Source organism: Bartonella sp. AC70YNML (assembly GCF_042196545.1).
Lineage (GTDB): Bacteria > Pseudomonadota > Alphaproteobacteria > Rhizobiales > Rhizobiaceae > Bartonella.
On record NZ_JBHIQK010000016.1, the window covers coordinates 1 to 17,509 of the forward strand.

Consider the following 17,509-nt stretch of genomic DNA (forward strand, 5'->3'; position numbering starts at 1 on the left):
AAGCTACAACAGCAGAGAAAGCACTAAACCGTCTTAATATTTGTCTCAAACATGCTGCGGCTTTGGGTTTGGATGTTAATTTACAAGCAACAACAAAAGCACGCGCGCTCTTAGGAAAACAACGTCATAAAACGCAAAATAGACCAGCAATGGATTGGAAAGATGCACTGCCTTTTATCAAACGCTTTGTAAAACACAAAACATAAAATATCTGGCTTTGCATTTGCTTATCCTTACAGGCGCTCTCTCTAGCTCTTTACGTCATATTCATAAAGACCAAATTTATAATGATATATGGACTATCCCTGCTGAAAATATGAAAGAAAAGCGCGATGCTACAACAAAATTTCGCGTACCTTTATCATCAGAAGCACTAAAAGTAATTGTCGAACACATGGTCGAAATGATGACAGTTGATCATTGAACCCACATCCTATCATACCAACAACTTCCAAATCAAAATGATCTTGCTAACCCTATAGTTCTCCTGTCTATAAACTAATACAATCTTCCAGTTAATGAAATGTGCTACCTTCCATCGGTGATCGCCATTTTCAGTTCATGTAACACAATACAAATAGCTTTTAGATAAGCTCTAACATGCCCCTAATCGCTATTATCGCTTGCTAAATTAAGAGAAATTAAGTTATAAATCTTACTCTCACCTTCTCTATCCATTTCTCCCACCAGGGTTGAAATAGATTTTTTATTCTTAACTCTCTTTTTATGCCAATATATGTACTTCATTTGAGAAACTTTCTGATAGCTCAGCTTTCAACACAGCCCATTTTGTGGTATTGTGTAAAAATCTCTCTTTTTAATGTTAACATAAAAATCTTGAGACAATTATATAAATTAAGCTACAGTTTTCTACTTTCTGTTGAAAAAAGCAGATATAATTTTTATCAAAAAAGCTTTTTTCTAGGAAATGTTCTATGTACATTCAAATAGAATCCTAAAGCTCTTTATTAAACCTTATAAAGTTCTTTGAAAATGATATTAATATCGTAATATAACCCTAAAAATAAAATCTGCCCTTTCCTTTTTCATCAAAAGCGGTAAGTAAATTACCGTATATCGCTTACATAAAGGGGAAAACACAATGCTTAAAGAATTCAAAGAATTTGCCCTAAAAGGTAATATGATTGATCTTGCTATCGGTGTGATTATAGGGGGTGCTTTTGGTAGCTTGGTCAACTCAATTGTCAATGATATTTTTATGCCAATCATTGGACTGATTACAGGTGGGATTGATTTTTCTAATATGTTTATTCAACTTGCTGGCGAAAAACAAGCAACATTGAGTGCCGCCAAAGCAGCTGGAGCAACCATTAGCTATGGACACTTTATTACTTTACTTATCAATTTTCTCATTATTGCTTGGGTTCTTTTTTTATTCGTTAAGGCTATGAATAAAATTCGTAGAAAAGAAGAAGAAAGCCCCAAAAAAACGTCTTCAGAAGAACAACTTTTAATAGAAATTAGAGATCTTTTGGCTAAGAAAAAATAATTTTATGCATGATTAACCTCATGGAACACGAGGAAAAAACATTTCCACAGTTGTTCCATGGTTTGGTTTTGAGAACAGTAAAAATTGTCCTCCTCTTTCTTCCACCATTGCTTTACACATTGGGAGGCCTAAACCTGTTCCCATAAAAGCGCTATCACCAGATCGGCCATCTTTGCGCTCTACTTGGCCATAAGGTTGCAGTGCCTGTATAATCTCTTCTTCGCTCATCCCTATACCATTATCGCTCACTGAAATTTTTACACGTTCTTTTCTATAAGAAACGTGAACAATAATCTGCCCACCCAATGGCGTAAAACGAATGGCATTAGAGAGAAGATTCCATATAATCTGGCGAAACACTTGTCGTGATACAGGAATAAATGGAACGTGAGGTGGAGCAACAATACGCATGATAATGCCGTTCTGATTAGCTTGAGTTTCAAGAAAAGCGATCGTCGCACGTAAACAAGATATCACATCAAATGTTTCAGAAATAAGGGAAGTATCAATCTGGTTATCGGAATCAGAATAATTTATCTTCGAGCACTCTAGTAATTGATTAATCAGCGATAATATATGTTTTCCAGAGGAAATAATATCGCGTAAATATCCATGATAGCGCTCATTTTCTATCGAACCAAAACGGCCTTCTCTCATAATTTCTGCAAAACCAATAAGAGCATTCAAAGGTGTTCGTATTTCATGAACAACTCCAACGATTTTATCCTCTTCTGCTTTTTTTTCTCCTGATGGAACTGTTTGTGTTATATCACGCAACATAACAGCATAATTGCCTTGCTTTGCCAAAAATACAATCGTTATCAAAACGGTTATATTTTTATGATTTTTCGTCATTAAATCAGCGCTTTCACTGCGATTTAAAACCTGATTTTTCCCCTCTATACGGATTGATTTAAAATATTTTTCAACCAAAGGTTGGCTTTGCAAAGTAAATAATGAAGAGAATGGCTGTCCTCGTAGTTCATTTATTTCATAACTCATTAATGCTAAGGCTGCCCTACTCGCTGATTGAATAAAGCCCTGTTTATCCAACCATAAAACACCATCAGTTGCTGTATCCAACAATGATAAAACTGCAGCTGGCTCTTTTATGAGAGCCTGTTCTATAGCATTTACCGACAATGTCTGTGCATATGGTAACTGAATAGCTGTCTCTTCAAAAAAATTCTCTTCTTCTTTTTCTGATGAATTCAATTCATCACGCAATTGCTCGGCAATCTCACGAAAAGCTGATCGTTCTATCTCAGAGAGACACGGCATTTCCGTCTTCAGCTTTTCATCTCTTTTTTCTTGGACTTTTTCTCGTACTTTTAAAACACCAAAGCCGCAAAATCCCTTAAGCTTCTTTTTAACATCAAAAATTGGTAAAGCAGATAACTCAACATCAAGCCATTGTGAACAGCCATCAACAGGCCATTGAACAATCTCTTCATTCCAAGGTACAGCCGCTTCAATAAAACGGCTAAGAATCCGATACCGCTCATCATTAAATTGATAAGCAAGATCATGAAAACTACATCCTAAAATAGAGGAAGAGAGAGGCCCAACAACTTCAGCTAGCTCTTTTGAGACTTCACAAAACAAACCATTGCTATCAATTTTCCACGTAAAAGGTCGCGGTAAAAGCTCTGGTGTAAAACGAAAAGCTTCTTGCTTACATTTTAATTCATTTGTATTTAACTTCAACTCATCTTCTTTTAATGGCATAACTAAAACTAAAAAAGTATTGGATTTACTCTCAAACGAATAATGCTAATCTTTTACAAGTACCTTCTCTGGTTACAATACTCTGACATCTTGTATCAATTGTCTGTAGCAAAATTTTGACTGCTTCACCAACAAAACAAAAATAAAAAGAATTCCCTAACACTGTTACTTATTCACCTATTAAGGTAATAAGATTTGTCACCTTAATAGGAACATGATCCTCACATAAAATAGTCACCAAAAAAAGAATACACTTAATTTTGCGCATTCATGCGCCTGTTTTAAAGAGATATATCCACGATCCCCAAACTTATTTACGACGTCCCCCGTAAATGGTGCGCTATAAAGATCACCATAGAAGATATCAAAGCATTGTGTATTACCATTTTATACTTACGCAAAAATCAGCTAGCACCATCATTATACTTTCCAGCTCCTCATGTTGCCAATAGTTTTTGGCATTTGAATGCCCTCATCAGAGGCATTTAAATTCCTTTTTTAAATGTTTTTTACCCATACGCTAACTTAACTTATGATATACAAAAAAATGGTTTTGACTATTCAACATGGAATAGATTTGAAATGAAAAAATCTTACGATATTGGAGACTTTTATTCACACAAATAATGATAAACTACCATTATAAATCAGTATATTGCATGATAAAAATCCGAAATTAAAAATTTCTTTTTCAAATAAAGTCTCGTAAGAATATCTTTCTTGCACTGACAGTATCAAATGATAATAAATTCAGCGTAGCGCTTTAAAGCACCCAACGCAACAGACCTTGTATATTGGATACTCTTCTTATGATATTCTCCATAATCGCCCAAAGACCTTTTTTTCATTAAAATCGCGACAGAAAAAAACAAAAAATATATCACCACACTACTTGACTCAAGAATCTCTCTGTAAATAGAATAGAAAACAAACATCACCGGTCTTCATATAAAGATTTGTTTAATTTCTTTACATTCCAGATCATCGAGAAAACTAAAAATATCTTACAATCTCCTTTGATATCAGCCTGTTTACTTCATCAGCAGTTTTAATACAAAAAATCACTTTTGCTTTATAACTCTCTACTCAATTTTTTAATAATTATAAAAGATAAATACGTGTAGCCCATTTTCTCTGAAAAAATAAAACAAGCACATTTTAATAATGACTGTCAGACATTTTAAAAATTTCCCATTTTAAAATGTGCTTGTTTATTTCCCTTCATTGAGTAGAATTTCACGTTTTCCAACATGATTAGCGGCTCCAACAATGCCTTTTTCTTCCATCTGTTCGACAAGAGAAGCTGCTTTATTATAGCCGATTGAAAGTCGACGCTGAATATAAGATGTTGAACATTTTCTATCACGCATAACAATCTTTACAGCTTGATTATAAAGTCCCTCACCCTCTTCATCAAAATTTTCGTCCTCAGAAACTCCAACCGTTGAATCAGCAGAAGCATCCTCTTTGTTATCGTCTTCATTATCCGTTACCGTTGCTAAATAATCAGGTTTTCCTTGCATTTTAAGATGTGCAACGATGGATTCAACTTCTTCATCAGAGACAAAAGGGCTATGAACGCGCACGATGCGCCCACCACCTACCATATGAAGCATATCCCCCTGACCTAAAAGCGTTTCAGCACCTTGTTCACCCAAGATCGTACGACTATCAATTTTTGAGGTTACTTGAAAAGAAATGCGGGTAGGAAAGTTCGCTTTAATTGTCCCTGTGATAACATCAACAGAAGGACGCTGCGTTGCCATAATAAGATGAATACCTGCCGCACGCGCCATTTGCGCTAAGCGCTGAATGGCATTCTCTATTTCTTTCCCTGCCACCATCATAAGATCAGCCATCTCATCAACAATCACAACAATATAAGGAAGCTGCGTGAGATCCATGGCTTCTTCATGATAAAGCATTTCCCCTGTTTCCTTATCAAAGCCCGATTGTACAGTACACATGATCGTTTCGCCTTTTTGAGCTGCAAGTGCAACGCGTGCATTAAAACCATCAATATTACGCACACCTAACTTAGCCATTTTGCGATAACGTTCTTCCATTTCACGAACCGCCCATTTTAAAGCTGTTACTGCTTTTTTAGGATCTGTTACAACAGGTGTTAAAAGATGTGGTATGCCATCATAAACAGAGAGCTCTAACATTTTAGGATCAACCATGATCAAACGACACTGCTTTGGTGTCATACGATAAAGAATCGACAAAATCATTGTATTAATTGCAACAGACTTTCCTGATCCTGTTGTTCCCGCAACCAATAAATGAGGCATTTTTGCTAATTCTGCAATGACCGGTTCACCATTAATCCCTTTCCCCAAAGCAAGAGCAAGTTTAAATTCACTTTCACGAAAAGAACGTGTTTGGATTAATTCACGTAAATAAACGGTTTCACGAACCGCATTGGGTAACTCAATCCCGATAACATTACGTCCAGGAATGACAGCAACGCGTGTAGAAATAGCAGACATAGAACGCGCAATATCATCAGAAAGATTAATAACGCGCGATGACTTTACACCCGCAGCAGGCTCAAATTCATACATTGTAACCACTGGCCCTGGATGTACATGGATAACTTCACCCTTAATACCAAAATCTTCCAAAACACTTTCCAAAAGTCCAGCACCACGTTCTAATGTTTCCTGAGGAATCATCGTACCTTCATGAAAAACAGGTTTCTGTAATAAACTGACCGGAGGAAACTCATAAACATCACAGTCAACAGAGTGCATATTTTGCACAAAAGCAGAATCATAATTGCCTAATGGCGCGCGGCTAGATTGGAATATTTTAGTTTTAACGTTTGCTTGCATCACAGACAAATCTTTTGAATTCTTTGTGACATCTTTTGTTACACAATCAACGGTATTATTAGCGATAGTATTATTGCTATTTTCAGTCTCTATACGAGCCCCAGCACCGCTTAACGCCTCAGTATTGTTTAACGCCTCTGCATCACTTGACGTATGAGCACAATCTTCAACAGAAAGCTTAGAATGATACTTTTTAGCCGTATCATTATTTGTATGCATTAAATCAGAAATTTGCTCAACACCTCGCATCCTTTCTGCTGGAGATTCTGATGTAATTGAATCATAAAGTTGTGGAAAGCGGTATTCAAGAACACGGTAAAGAGCAGTTATTGACTCATCAAAGGCAGAAGGAATATGAGGTGTAATTTCATTTTTTGTGTCAATCGATGCATCCTCTTTTGAAGTTTGAGTATCCACATATTCAAATATCAAAGATTCACACTCAAAAAATGCATCATTGGAAAGGTGCAAAGCAGGATTCATTTTTTGTAGCACATTTTTTTCTGGTAATTTATGTTCTTGTTTATCCTCCTTAAGCGGAATATTTGCTGATGACATACCAATAGTTTGTTGTGACAACTGCTGTAAAACTGTTGAATGACAAACCGACGTTTTATTCTCTATTGATTGAGGATTAATGACTTTTTTTGTCGATAGAACATTTTTCGTTTTCTTGTTACAGCGTACAATATCTGTAATTTGTTTTTGATCTTGTTTCGTAAAAATTTTAAACTGTTTTGCAAAAATTGGATCTGTTTCTATACGACGACGCAAAATCTCAACTTCTGGGGTACGCGTAAAACGGACATTTTTTCCGAGGGTAAATGCCTTTTTCCACACTTCCGGATAAGGAAATATCTCAGTAATCTTAATAGATAAATCTTCTCTTGATGCACCTTTTGTACCATCATCAGAAAAAGAAGATGTAGAAATAGATTTTGTTTTCGAATTATGCATGGCACCCAACAAATTTATAGCAATGAGAAAAATAATCTTTTCAAAAAGAATTCATAGAGACTATCGTATGAAGGTTAATAACCTTTTGCTGATAGCTACTTTTCAATAAAAAAAATAATGCCATAATGCATATTCATAATGTTTTTTCTTCCTATTTACGACGTAAATTACCCAGTTTATGGTGTCGTATAGCGCGTATTCCATTCGTTTTGAAAAAAAACTTCATGATAAAAAAGCTTCAAGGAAATTGTCTATACCTCTCTTTCTCTCCCTTTTCATAAAAGAAATTAGTCTCGATAATACAAATAGTTATATAAGCATTGCTCTATTAAATTCTTCATGCTCAATTACCATAATATAATCTAGTTTCTCGCGTTTTTATAAGATTACCCTTGTTATCCTCGTTTAAAAAGGCTTAGACTAAGATAATCATAATGACATAAACACAAATAGAAAAAAGGGAGCCAATTATGTTTAACAAACGGAAATTTTATATCAATGGTCTATGGGATGATCCAAGCACTCCTCACGACTTTGACGTCATTAATCCATCAACAGAAGAGGCTTGTGCTGTCATTAGCCTTGGAAGTACAAAAGATGCCGATAAGGCAATTAACGCGGCTAAAGAAGCGTTTCAAAAATGGAAAACAACGTCACCAAGCGAGCGTCTCGGATTCGTTGAAAAAATTCTAGAAATCTATGAAAAACGTTCCAAAGACATGGCAAAAACCATTTCAATGGAAATGGGAGCACCAATTGATATGGCGCTTAATGCGCAAACTGCAACCGGAAGTTCTCATATTCGCAATTTTATCAAAGCTTATAAAGAGTTTTCGTTCCAAGAAACTTTAATAAAGGGAAATGAGCAAGCCATCCTTCACTACGATCCTATCGGCGTCGTAGGATTAATTACGCCATGGAATTGGCCCATGAATCAAGTAACGCTTAAAGTTATTCCTGCTCTCTTGGCTGGCTGTACCATGGTGTTAAAACCCTCTGAAATTGCGCCTCTTTCTGCTATGCTTTTTGCTGAAATTTTAGATGAAGCAGCACTTCCAGCCGGTGTTTTTAATTTAATCAATGGTGATGGTGCGACTGTCGGCTCTTACCTCTCTGCACATCCAGATTTAGAAATGATCAGCTTTACTGGTTCAACCAGAGCAGGAAAAGATATTTCGAAAAATGCCAGCGCAACTTTAAAAAGAGTCTGTCTGGAACTTGGAGGAAAAGGAGCGAATATTATCTTTGCTGATGCCGACTCAGATGCTATTCAACGTGGTGCACGACATTGCTTTTATAATAGTGGACAAAGTTGTAATGCACCGACTCGTATGCTTGTGGAACAGAGCATCTATGACAAAGCCGTAAAAATAGCTAAAGATATTGCAGAAACAACAAAAGTAGGACCAAACTACCAAGAAGGAAATCATATTGGGCCTGTCGTTTCAAAAAAACAATACGATAAAATTCAAGAACTTATCCAATCGGGAATTGATGAAGGTGCAACTCTTGTTGCAGGAGGGACTGGTTTACCAAAAGGAATGGAACGCGGTTATTATGTTCGTCCAACAGTCTTTGCTGATGTAAAACCTCATATGCGTATTTTTAAAGAAGAAATCTTTGGTCCAGTTCTCTCGATTCTTGCTTTTAGTACAGAAGAAGAAGCCGTCGCTTTAGCCAATAACACTGAGTATGGTCTTACAAATTATATTCAATCACAAGATCGCAACAAATGTCGTCGTATTGCAGCACAAGTACGCTCTGGTATGGTAGAAGTTAATGGACATGGGTTACCCAGTGGAAGCTACTTTGGAGGTGTAAAATTTTCTGGGCGCGCCCGTGAAGGGGGACATTGGGGAATTAAAGAATTTCTTGATAGTAAAGCAATTTCATACTGGTAAGAGAATCTTATTAAAAACTTAATAGGAATCGTATGGTAATACAGAAAATAACGGATGAAGGTGCTCTTGGGCAACGTCTTGACCAGTGGCTCGCAAAACAATACCATAATGTGCTCTCACGTTCACGTTTGCAAGCCCTCATCCATGAAGGCTGTCTTAAGATTGATGGTCATCTCATAAAGGAACCAAAAACAAAATTAAAAATTAACCAAATAATTGAATTGGCAATGCCTGATCTTCGTGATGCAGAACCTAGCGCTGAAGCTATCGCATTGGACATCCTTTTTGAAGATGATCATATCATCGTTATTAATAAACCAGCTGGTCTTGTTGTTCATCCTGGGAATGGCAATTGGACTGGTACGTTGGTTAATGCTCTTATTTACCACTGTGGTAATAGTTTATCTGGTATAGGTGGTGTTAAACGCCCTGGCATTGTCCATCGTCTCGATAAAAATACAAGCGGTGTTATGGTTGTTGCAAAAAATGATCTGGCCCATAAAAATCTTAGCGCTCAATTTTCTGATCATGGACGTACCTGCGCATTAGATCGACGTTATCATGCCTTGATTTGGGGGGCACCTCACCGTAATGTCTGGACAATTGATGCATCACTTGGTCGTTCGCCCCATAACCGAACAAAGCAAGCTGTTATTCATAGCCAAAATCCTTATGCTCGTCATGCTGTTACACATGTTTCTCTGCTTGAAAAATACGGTACTCATCCAGACTCAACGTCTTTTGCTAGCCTTCTGGAATGTCGTTTGGAAACCGGACGTACCCATCAAATCCGTGTTCATATGGCTCATATCGGACATCCTCTCGTAGGTGATACGGTTTATGGAAATGCTTTTAAAACAAAGTCAAATACCCTTAATCCCATTATTAAAAATGCAATAGATCAATTCAACCGACATGCACTCCATGCTGCAAGTCTTACTTTTGAACATCCTTCTACCGGTAAAGTTATGTCGTTTTCCACACCGCTGCCTCAAGATATGGCTAAACTTATTAAGCATTTTAAAAAAATGAATTGAAACTTTTCTCCTTCTCAAGATTTGACAATAAAATATCTTTTTTTGAACAAAATTCAAAAATATGCTAAAGTGAGGTTACAAGGGTAGTTCGCTATCTGAAACAGAGAATTTGCCTTATCAGGGAATTCAGACAAAAGGAGGGTGCTATATGGCCCATATGAATTTGTTATCAGTAATAACAGGTGATGGCGGTTTAAATCGTTACTTAGAGGAAGTCCGTCGTTTTCCAATGCTTGAACCAAAAGAAGAATATATGTTAGCTCAGCGTTACCGTGAGCATAATGACTTAAAAGCTGCGCATAGGCTGGTAACCAGTCATTTGCGTCTCGTAGCTAAAATAGCGATGGGATATCGGGGCTATGGACTCCCCATTGGGGAAGTCATTTCAGAAGGTAATGTTGGACTCATGCAAGCTGTTAAACGTTTCGAACCAGAACGGGGTTTTCGTCTTGCAACCTATGCAATATGGTGGATTAAAGCATCAATCCAAGAGTATGTATTGCGATCTTGGAGTTTGGTGAAAATGGGGACAACAGCCAATCAAAAGCGCTTGTTTTTCAACCTTCGTAAGATAAAAAGTAAACTTCAAGCCCTTGATAGCGGTGATCTCAACGCAGAACAAGTAAAAGAAATTGCAACCCAGTTGAATGTTACAGAAGATGAAGTTGTTTCAATGAATCGCAGGCTTGGTGGTGACACGTCACTCAATGCACCGATTCGAACAAAGGAAGGGGAAAACAGCGAGTTGCAAGATTGGTTGGTGGATGAATCTAACGATCAAGAACAAATTTTAATTGAAAAAAGTGAATTAGAAAATCGCCGTTCCATGCTCATAAATGCCATGGACAATCTCAATGAACGCGAAAAACGTATATTCAAAGCGCGTCGTTTAAACGATATCCCACTAACCTTAGAAGAACTCTCTGGTGAATTTAATATTAGTCGAGAACGAGTAAGACAAATTGAAATGCGTGCATTTGAAAAAGTGCAAAACTTTATCAAAGATTCTACTTTATCTCAAAGTCAAGTGTAAAACCTAGAGTTAAGTATAAAGCCAATGGTTTGCACATTCTTAAAGTAAAAATGAAAAAAGGCATATATTGGCTTTATACGGGTAAATTGGTCTATCGAATTCTTTAAGTTATTGATATGTAAAGATTTAGTGAATGTATGTGGTATATAATTGATAAAGACGGTCGTAGAAAATTCTTCACAGCCGTTTATTTTTTTGCATCTATGTTTTATTTTTTTGACCAAGAACTGTTAACTTATCTTGTTGTGCAAGCCATTGTCCAATAACTTCATTAAAAATAGACTTACCTGTTGGTCCTTTTGCAAAGGTTAATTCACTTATACGCCCGTTTTTATCCGTTAACACCAAACGCATCCAATCTAATTCTCGCATCAATTGTAAATTTCGATCAAGAAATGGATGATTTCCACTCAATGCGACAAGAAAAAAGTCATCGTTAATCTTTGCAGCAATAGTTCTTGTTAAAGCCAGTCCAATGGATTGTTCACTTGCTTTAAAGGTTAATGCTTGAACATTGCTTATAGCTTTACCTGAAAATTTATCCGAAAGAATAAAAATAAGGTCCATAATATACGCAGCAGGAAATGACTGATCGGTATTACGACGTAAAATTAACCGTAATGATATCCCTTCATCAGGAATTGTTATATCACCTTGTATAGTTGTTTCTTCTGGAGCCCCCTTCACATAAGACTCCTTTATAAGCGTCCAGCGAACACTTCCGGTTGCCATCTTTTCTGCATCATAATTTGTACGTGCTTGATAAAAAACAGCTTCACCCGATTTTTCAAGCGACTGCAAATTGCTAGAAACAACTGTTGAGATTCCTTCTTCATCCGAAGAATCTGTCGCTTGTTTTAAACCGACATCAATTTCACTCCCATCCTCTAATAAGCGTTGTGTTAACTTTCTCTTAACCGAAAGTGCCTTTGGAACTCTGTGAGAAGCTTGAAGATTTTCTCCCAACAACTGATGATCATTTGATATAAATACACGCTCACCAACAAAAAAAATACCAACCGTTAAAACAACAATACTAACAACAGAAACAACACTTATCACAATACGCCTTTGCACCAGTGATTTATTAGCGCGACGTAAAGCCTGGGAAAAAATATGCGAAACAATATGCGGATTATCTTCCTGCGAGGGAGAACCCTTTAACGTACAGCTATTAACATGCTGAGAAGAGAAATAAGCCCCCATATTAACAGGCTCTGCATCTGGTACATCTGATACATAAGGCTTATCAAATACTTTATTATCTTTTGAACGTGCAACAAAATCCTGCTTTCTTTTTATGTTTACCATTGAAAATTCATTATTCTTTGGTAATATAACTTTTTTTGTAACTTTCTTATCTTCATTTATATTTGTGGGATTCCACCCAATGACTGAAGAAAGCAATTTCTTTTCAACTACTAAATATTCTTCTTCAACGGTTGCGATAGAACTTCGAAGAATCTTTCTTTGTTCATCCGCTATTGCTTGTGGGATTTTTGCTATTACAAATTGATGTTCTAGTGTTTCGATAGCCCGCTTATAAATCCGCTTACGCACTTGTGGTGTAATATTATTTTGTGCATTAATTGTCTTTTTTAAGATTCCAACGAAATCTACCATTTCCTCTATAATCTCTCTTAAACTGAGAAAAAATCAATAGTAAAGCCAAAAAACTTTATTTTAGCCTTCTAAATTGGTTGCCATTTAATATTGGTACAACTATCGCAATAATGTAAAATGAATATGAAAAATAAACAATGCTATTTTGCACCTTTCTCTTACGTGCTCTTAAAAACTTTTTTGTAAAAAGATACAAAAACGAACAGAGAACATATATAGAAATCTAAAAACAACCATCAATTTGCAAAGGGATCTGTAATCAGAATAGTATCTTCACGCTCTGGACTCGTGGATAATAAAGCTACTTTTGTATTAATCCGTTCTTCAATATAGCGTATGTATTTAACAGCCTGCGCAGGTAAATCTTCCCACGTCAGCGCATGTGCTGTTTTTTCCTTCCAACCTTCTAATGTTTCATAAACAGGCTTCACCCGAGCTTGAGCTCCCATGGAAGAAGGTAAATAATCAATTCTTCTACCATCAAGCTCATAACCAATACAAATTTTTATTTCATCTAAACCATCCAAAACATCAAGTTTTGTCAATGCTATCCCTTGCACACCGCAAATTGTTACCATCTGACGTACTAATACAGCATCAAACCAACCACATCGACGCTTTCGACCCGTTACAACACCAAATTCATGTCCACGCACTCCCAGAAATTCACCAATATCATTTATTTGCTCTGTCGGAAACGGCCCTTCTCCAACGCGTGTGGTGTAAGCTTTTGCAATACCCAAAACATAATGAATTGCACCAGGTCCCATCCCTGAACCTGTACATGCCTGCCCAGCAACTGTATTCGATGACGTTACATAAGGATAAGTTCCAAAATCATTATCGAGTAAAGCACCTTGCGCACCTTCAAAAAGAATGTGTTTCCCTCCTCGATACCCTTCATCTAAAAGACGCCACGTACAATCCATAAAGGGTAAAATTTTATCCGCGACTTGCATCAATTCATCATAAAGTGCTTGAGAATCAATTTCCGCAACACCCATTCCACGACGCAAAGCATTATGATGCCTCAAAAGCCGCTCAATCTTAGCCATAAGTGTATCTTTTTCTGCTAAATCCATCACTCGGATAGCACGACGTCCCACCTTATCTTCATAAGCCGGTCCAATACCGCGCTTTGTTGTACCAATCTTTAAACCAGATAAACCGCTTTCTCGAATTGCATCAAGATCACGATGCAAAGAAAGAATCAAAGGAGCATTTTCAGCAATCCGTAAAATTTCTGGTGTAATTTGTACACCCTGATCACATAGTTTTTTTAATTCTGCAACAAAATGATGAGGATCAACAACAACACCATTTCCAATGATTGATAGCTTTCCACGCACTAAACCAGACGGTAAAAGCGATAATTTATAACTCACTCCATCAATAACCAATGTGTGGCCAGCATTATGCCCCCCCTGATATCTTACCACAATATCTGCTCGCTCAGACAACCAATCTACAATTTTACCTTTGCCTTCATCACCCCATTGTGTACCGACAACAACTACATTGGCCATAATTTTCTCCGTCGTGTTTGGTCAAAAAAACCAGCATTCAAAAACAAATGCTTCCTTATAACGAAACCTTAAAGCAAGTGCGACTCCTCATTTCAGATTTTTCTCAATCTTCAAGTGATTAAATTTTCAAATTTATGATAATAAAGATAAGAAAATACCCAAATATTTAAAATCTGTCATTTTCGCTACAAAAAGTAAAAACATTAGAGATTTTAATTTGTTCGTATCCAACACCTGACAAAGTATTCATTCCCCGTCTTAATCTTTTACAATTCATGTAATATTTAGAGGCTGTTTGTCTGATACAAGAATACGAAAGATCATCATAATCTCTCGTATCCTTTTTTGTTTAAAAACACGTTGTGAAAATCACCAGTAATTATTTAAAGCTGTGCTTTTTCAACTTGGAACGCCCACTCAAGCCATTGTGTTAAAATTTCAAGATCGGAAGCCTCAATTGTTATACCCGCCCAAATTCGAAGCCCAGGAGGAGCATCGCGATACGAACCGATATCATAAGCAACCCCTTCCTCATCAAGACGTTTCACAACCGCTTTTATAAAAGATACTCGATTTTCCGTATCCAAAGCAGTAATCACTGGATCCACAATATCTAAACAAACAGCGGTGTTAGAACGCACTTCAGGATCTTTTGCCAAATATTCTAACCATGGCGTTTTGCGAACAAAAGCATCAAGTACAGAAAAATTTTTCTCAACCCGAGCTCTTAATGCCGCTGCACCTCCTAGAGATTTTGCCCACTTCAACCCATCAAGGAAATCCTCAACACAAAGCATAGAAGGTGTATTGATGATCTTTCCTTTAAAAATATCTTCATTCAATTTTCCATTTTTTGTCATATAGAAAAGTTGGGGCATAGGCCAAGCTGGAACATGATTCTCAAGCCTCTCAACAGCACGAGGGCTTAAAATCACCATACCATGTGCTGCTTCACCTCCCAAAACTTTCTGCCATGAAAACGTCACGACATCTAATTTTGAAAAATCAAGATATTGCGCAAAAGCTGCCGATGTTGCATCACAAATGGTCAATCCAGCCCGCTTATGCGGAATGAAATCTGCATTAGGAATACGCACACCAGAAGTTGTCCCATTCCATGTAAAAACAACATCCCGATCAAAGTCAAGTTGTGTTAAATCTGGTATTTCACCATAAGGAGCTTCAAAACGACGCACATCAGAAAGCTTTAATTGCTCGACAACATCTTTATTCCACCCAAACCCAAAACTTTCCCACGCCGCCATATCAATGCCACGCTCACCTAATAAAGACCATAAAGCGGCCTCAACAGCACCGGTATCTGAACCAGGCATAATTCCTATACGATGATCAGAAGGAACTTCAAGAATCTCACGGGTTAAATCAACAACTTCAGCAAGTTTTAATTCTGCTTCTCTCGATCTATGCGAACGCCCAACTAATGCATTTTTAAGAACATCAAGAGTCCAACCAGGCCGTTTGCTACAAGGACCTGAAGAAAAATTAGTATTATTGGGACGATTACTTGGTTTTTGTAACATTATCATTATTTCTCCCCTTTTAGATGTTTTTCTTTCTTTATAAAGAAAAACAAATTATTATAAAGACTAATCAATAATCTTTTTAGAAAAAAGTCAAAAATATTGTCTATTATTGCGTATGCTTAAGATTCATAGAAACTTTATAAAAAAATCTTTCTTAATCATGCTTCTCGATTGATTCTTTTAATTTTTTTTCGTATCATCACCACAATAAGACAGCCTTCTAATAACAATACACTAAAGTGTCCAATATACCTATCAAATTTATTTTATGATAAAAATTCATTGATAACGTTCTAGAATAGGGAGATAAACTTATTAAAAAATCAATTATTTTTCTTTTGATGACTGGACAGAGAAAATTTTAATGTTATAACCGCAAACGCTTTATATTTTTTATGAAGCATGCCCAGATAGCTCAGTTGGTAGAGCAGCGGACTGAAAATCCGCGTGTCCGTGGTTCGAATCCGCGTCTGGGCACCACACTCTTCTTTGTTATATGTAGCCTATTGTTTTTACTGACTTTTAAGTTAGTCGTGCCTGAGTAAAATTAAGGGAATAGGGTTTTCTAACATTTGTCTATAAAGCACGCTTCATACAAAAACAACACTTTGATTTATAATGATAATCTAGCGTTATTCATATTGAATTAGACCCTCGAATAATGTAAGATTCTCTCATTTCAAAGCTGTTTATCTTGAATCAATCAAAACCACTCATTTGCACATAACAAGTGGGATGAATGTGTGGATAAATTTATATAAGAAAGGAGTAAAAATGGCTCTTATGAACCGTCTTAATGCAAGATCTGTCGCAACATTGGAAGCTGGAAAATATAATGATGGTGCCGGGGCTTGCTTCTTCACAAACGTAAAGATGGAGGTGCTCAATGGCTTTATCGTTATACCGTTCATGGTCAACGCCGTGAAATGGGCTTGGGTGACTTGCGAGATGTTTCTTTAAAACAAGCCCGTGAATTGGCAACTGGGTGGCGCTCTGTTTTGCATGAGGGGCCTAACCCCATTAAAGAACGCGATAAACAAAAGCGTGAAGCAATAAGCAATCTCCATTATTTAAAAGACATTGCTTTAGAGACTTTTGAAAGTCGTAAAGCTGAACTAAAGAATGATGGCAAAGACGGAATCTGGTTTGCACCTTTAAAACTGCATATTCTTCACAAATTAGGCTGTTTACCCGTTTCAGAGATTACACAAACAGAGATACGTGATACCCTTGCCCCTATTTGGCATACAAAAGCTGGAACTGCTCGAACAGCACTGATGCGTCTTAATCTTTGTCTCAAACATGCGGCTGCATTAGGTGTAGATGTTGATTTACAAGCTGTAGAAAAAGCAAAAGCTCTCTTAGGAAAACAACGCCATAAGGTCACTAATAGACCAGCCATGGATTGGAGAGAGGTTCCGGCTTTTTATAAAACACTCTGTGAAGCATCAACCATAACACAACTGGCTTTGCGTTTGCTTATTCTGACAGGTGTTCGTACCAATCCTTTACGTCATATTCATAAAGATCAGATTGAAGATGATATCTGGACAATCCCTGCTGAAAATATGAAAGGCAAGCGTGATACAACAAAAGAATTTCGCGTGCCTTTATCAACTGAAGCATTAGACATTTTAAAACAAGCACGATTGCTTTCTCGTAATGATTTCTTTTTTCTGCTAAAGGTCGCGGTCCCCTCGCGCATAGGTGTATGGCTCAATATATGAAACGTATTGGACTTGAAGCCTGCCCGCATGGTTTTCGCTCTAGTTTACGCAATTGGCTTGCTGAAACAACCGATGCCCCCTATGAG

Annotated in this window: 9 protein-coding genes, 1 tRNA gene and 2 pseudogenes; 7 read left to right on the plus strand and 5 right to left on the minus strand. The window is 37.0% G+C overall.

The features are described 5' to 3' along the window. Window positions 1-385, plus strand: a pseudogene (locus ACFIMU_RS08070) (integrase); the annotation flags it as partial. A gap of 717 nt (window positions 386-1,102) precedes the next feature. Beyond that, window positions 1,103-1,510 carry a large conductance mechanosensitive channel protein MscL gene (gene mscL, locus ACFIMU_RS08075; RefSeq protein ID WP_375607446.1) on the plus strand — a complete coding sequence of 136 codons (408 nt, stop codon included), beginning with the start codon at window positions 1,103-1,105 and terminating at the stop codon, window positions 1,508-1,510. A gap of 18 nt (window positions 1,511-1,528) precedes the next feature. Here mscL and ACFIMU_RS08080 read toward each other — a convergent pair whose 3' ends face one another. Together ACFIMU_RS08080 and ACFIMU_RS08085 are read right to left on the minus strand one after the other, a co-directional pair. Next, the gene (locus ACFIMU_RS08080) at window positions 1,529-3,217 is read right to left on the minus strand and encodes an ATP-binding protein (RefSeq protein ID WP_375607447.1); all 1,689 of its coding nucleotides are present in this window, start codon (window positions 3,215-3,217) and stop codon (window positions 1,529-1,531) included. 1,232 nt (window positions 3,218-4,449) lie between these two features. Then, window positions 4,450-7,032, minus strand: coding sequence for a DNA translocase FtsK (locus ACFIMU_RS08085; protein WP_375608651.1), 2,583 nt, complete (start codon window positions 7,030-7,032; stop codon window positions 4,450-4,452). Between the two features lie 470 nt (window positions 7,033-7,502). Here ACFIMU_RS08085 and ACFIMU_RS08090 point away from each other — a divergent pair, with 470 nt between their 5' ends. From ACFIMU_RS08090 to rpoH, 3 genes are all read left to right on the plus strand, one after another. Further along, complete coding sequence (locus tag ACFIMU_RS08090) at window positions 7,503-8,933, plus strand: aldehyde dehydrogenase family protein (protein ID WP_375607449.1); 1,431 nt, start codon at window positions 7,503-7,505, stop codon at window positions 8,931-8,933. A 32-nt stretch (window positions 8,934-8,965) separates the two neighbouring features. Next, window positions 8,966-9,970 carry an RluA family pseudouridine synthase gene (locus tag ACFIMU_RS08095; protein WP_375696997.1) on the plus strand — a complete coding sequence of 335 codons (1,005 nt, stop codon included), beginning with the start codon at window positions 8,966-8,968 and terminating at the stop codon, window positions 9,968-9,970. A gap of 148 nt (window positions 9,971-10,118) precedes the next feature. After that, complete coding sequence (rpoH, locus tag ACFIMU_RS08100) at window positions 10,119-11,003, plus strand: RNA polymerase sigma factor RpoH (protein ID WP_375696998.1); 885 nt, start codon at window positions 10,119-10,121, stop codon at window positions 11,001-11,003. A gap of 201 nt (window positions 11,004-11,204) precedes the next feature. On the opposite strand, the gene ACFIMU_RS08105 is transcribed toward rpoH, so the two are convergent. From ACFIMU_RS08105 to ACFIMU_RS08115, 3 genes are all read right to left on the minus strand, one after another. Then, window positions 11,205-12,626 (minus strand): hypothetical protein, encoded by a 1,422-nt coding sequence (locus ACFIMU_RS08105; protein ID WP_375696999.1) that lies wholly within the window; start codon window positions 12,624-12,626, stop codon window positions 11,205-11,207. 236 nt (window positions 12,627-12,862) lie between these two features. After that, the gene (locus ACFIMU_RS08110) at window positions 12,863-14,152 is read right to left on the minus strand and encodes an adenylosuccinate synthase (RefSeq protein ID WP_375614772.1); all 1,290 of its coding nucleotides are present in this window, start codon (window positions 14,150-14,152) and stop codon (window positions 12,863-12,865) included. Between the two features lie 383 nt (window positions 14,153-14,535). Next, complete coding sequence (locus ACFIMU_RS08115; RefSeq protein WP_375686758.1) at window positions 14,536-15,699, minus strand: phosphoserine transaminase; 1,164 nt, start codon at window positions 15,697-15,699, stop codon at window positions 14,536-14,538. 401 nt (window positions 15,700-16,100) lie between these two features. On the opposite strand from ACFIMU_RS08115, the gene ACFIMU_RS08120 reads away from it, so the two are divergent. Further along, window positions 16,101-16,176: transfer RNA gene (locus tag ACFIMU_RS08120), tRNA-Phe, on the plus strand. Window positions 16,177-16,470: 294 nt separating this feature from the next. Beyond that, a pseudogene (locus ACFIMU_RS08125) lies at window positions 16,471-17,509 on the plus strand (tyrosine-type recombinase/integrase); the annotation flags it as partial.

Bases quoted from the DNA above. Each gene is read 5' to 3' on its own strand.
- mscL (WP_375607446.1), top strand. From the start codon at position 1,103: ATGCTTAAAGAATTCAAAGAATTTGCCCTAAAAGGTAATATGATTGAT.
- ACFIMU_RS08105 (WP_375696999.1), bottom strand. From the start codon at position 12,626: ATGGTAGATTTCGTTGGAATCTTAAAAAAGACAATTAATGCACAAAAT.
- ACFIMU_RS08095 (WP_375696997.1), top strand. From the start codon at position 8,966: ATGGTAATACAGAAAATAACGGATGAAGGTGCTCTTGGGCAACGTCTT.
- ACFIMU_RS08110 (WP_375614772.1), bottom strand. From the start codon at position 14,152: ATGGCCAATGTAGTTGTTGTCGGTACACAATGGGGTGATGAAGGCAAA.
- ACFIMU_RS08085 (WP_375608651.1), bottom strand. From the start codon at position 7,032: ATGCATAATTCGAAAACAAAATCTATTTCTACATCTTCTTTTTCTGAT.
- rpoH (WP_375696998.1), top strand. From the start codon at position 10,119: ATGGCCCATATGAATTTGTTATCAGTAATAACAGGTGATGGCGGTTTA.
- ACFIMU_RS08115 (WP_375686758.1), bottom strand. From the start codon at position 15,699: ATGATAATGTTACAAAAACCAAGTAATCGTCCCAATAATACTAATTTT.
- ACFIMU_RS08090 (WP_375607449.1), top strand. From the start codon at position 7,503: ATGTTTAACAAACGGAAATTTTATATCAATGGTCTATGGGATGATCCA.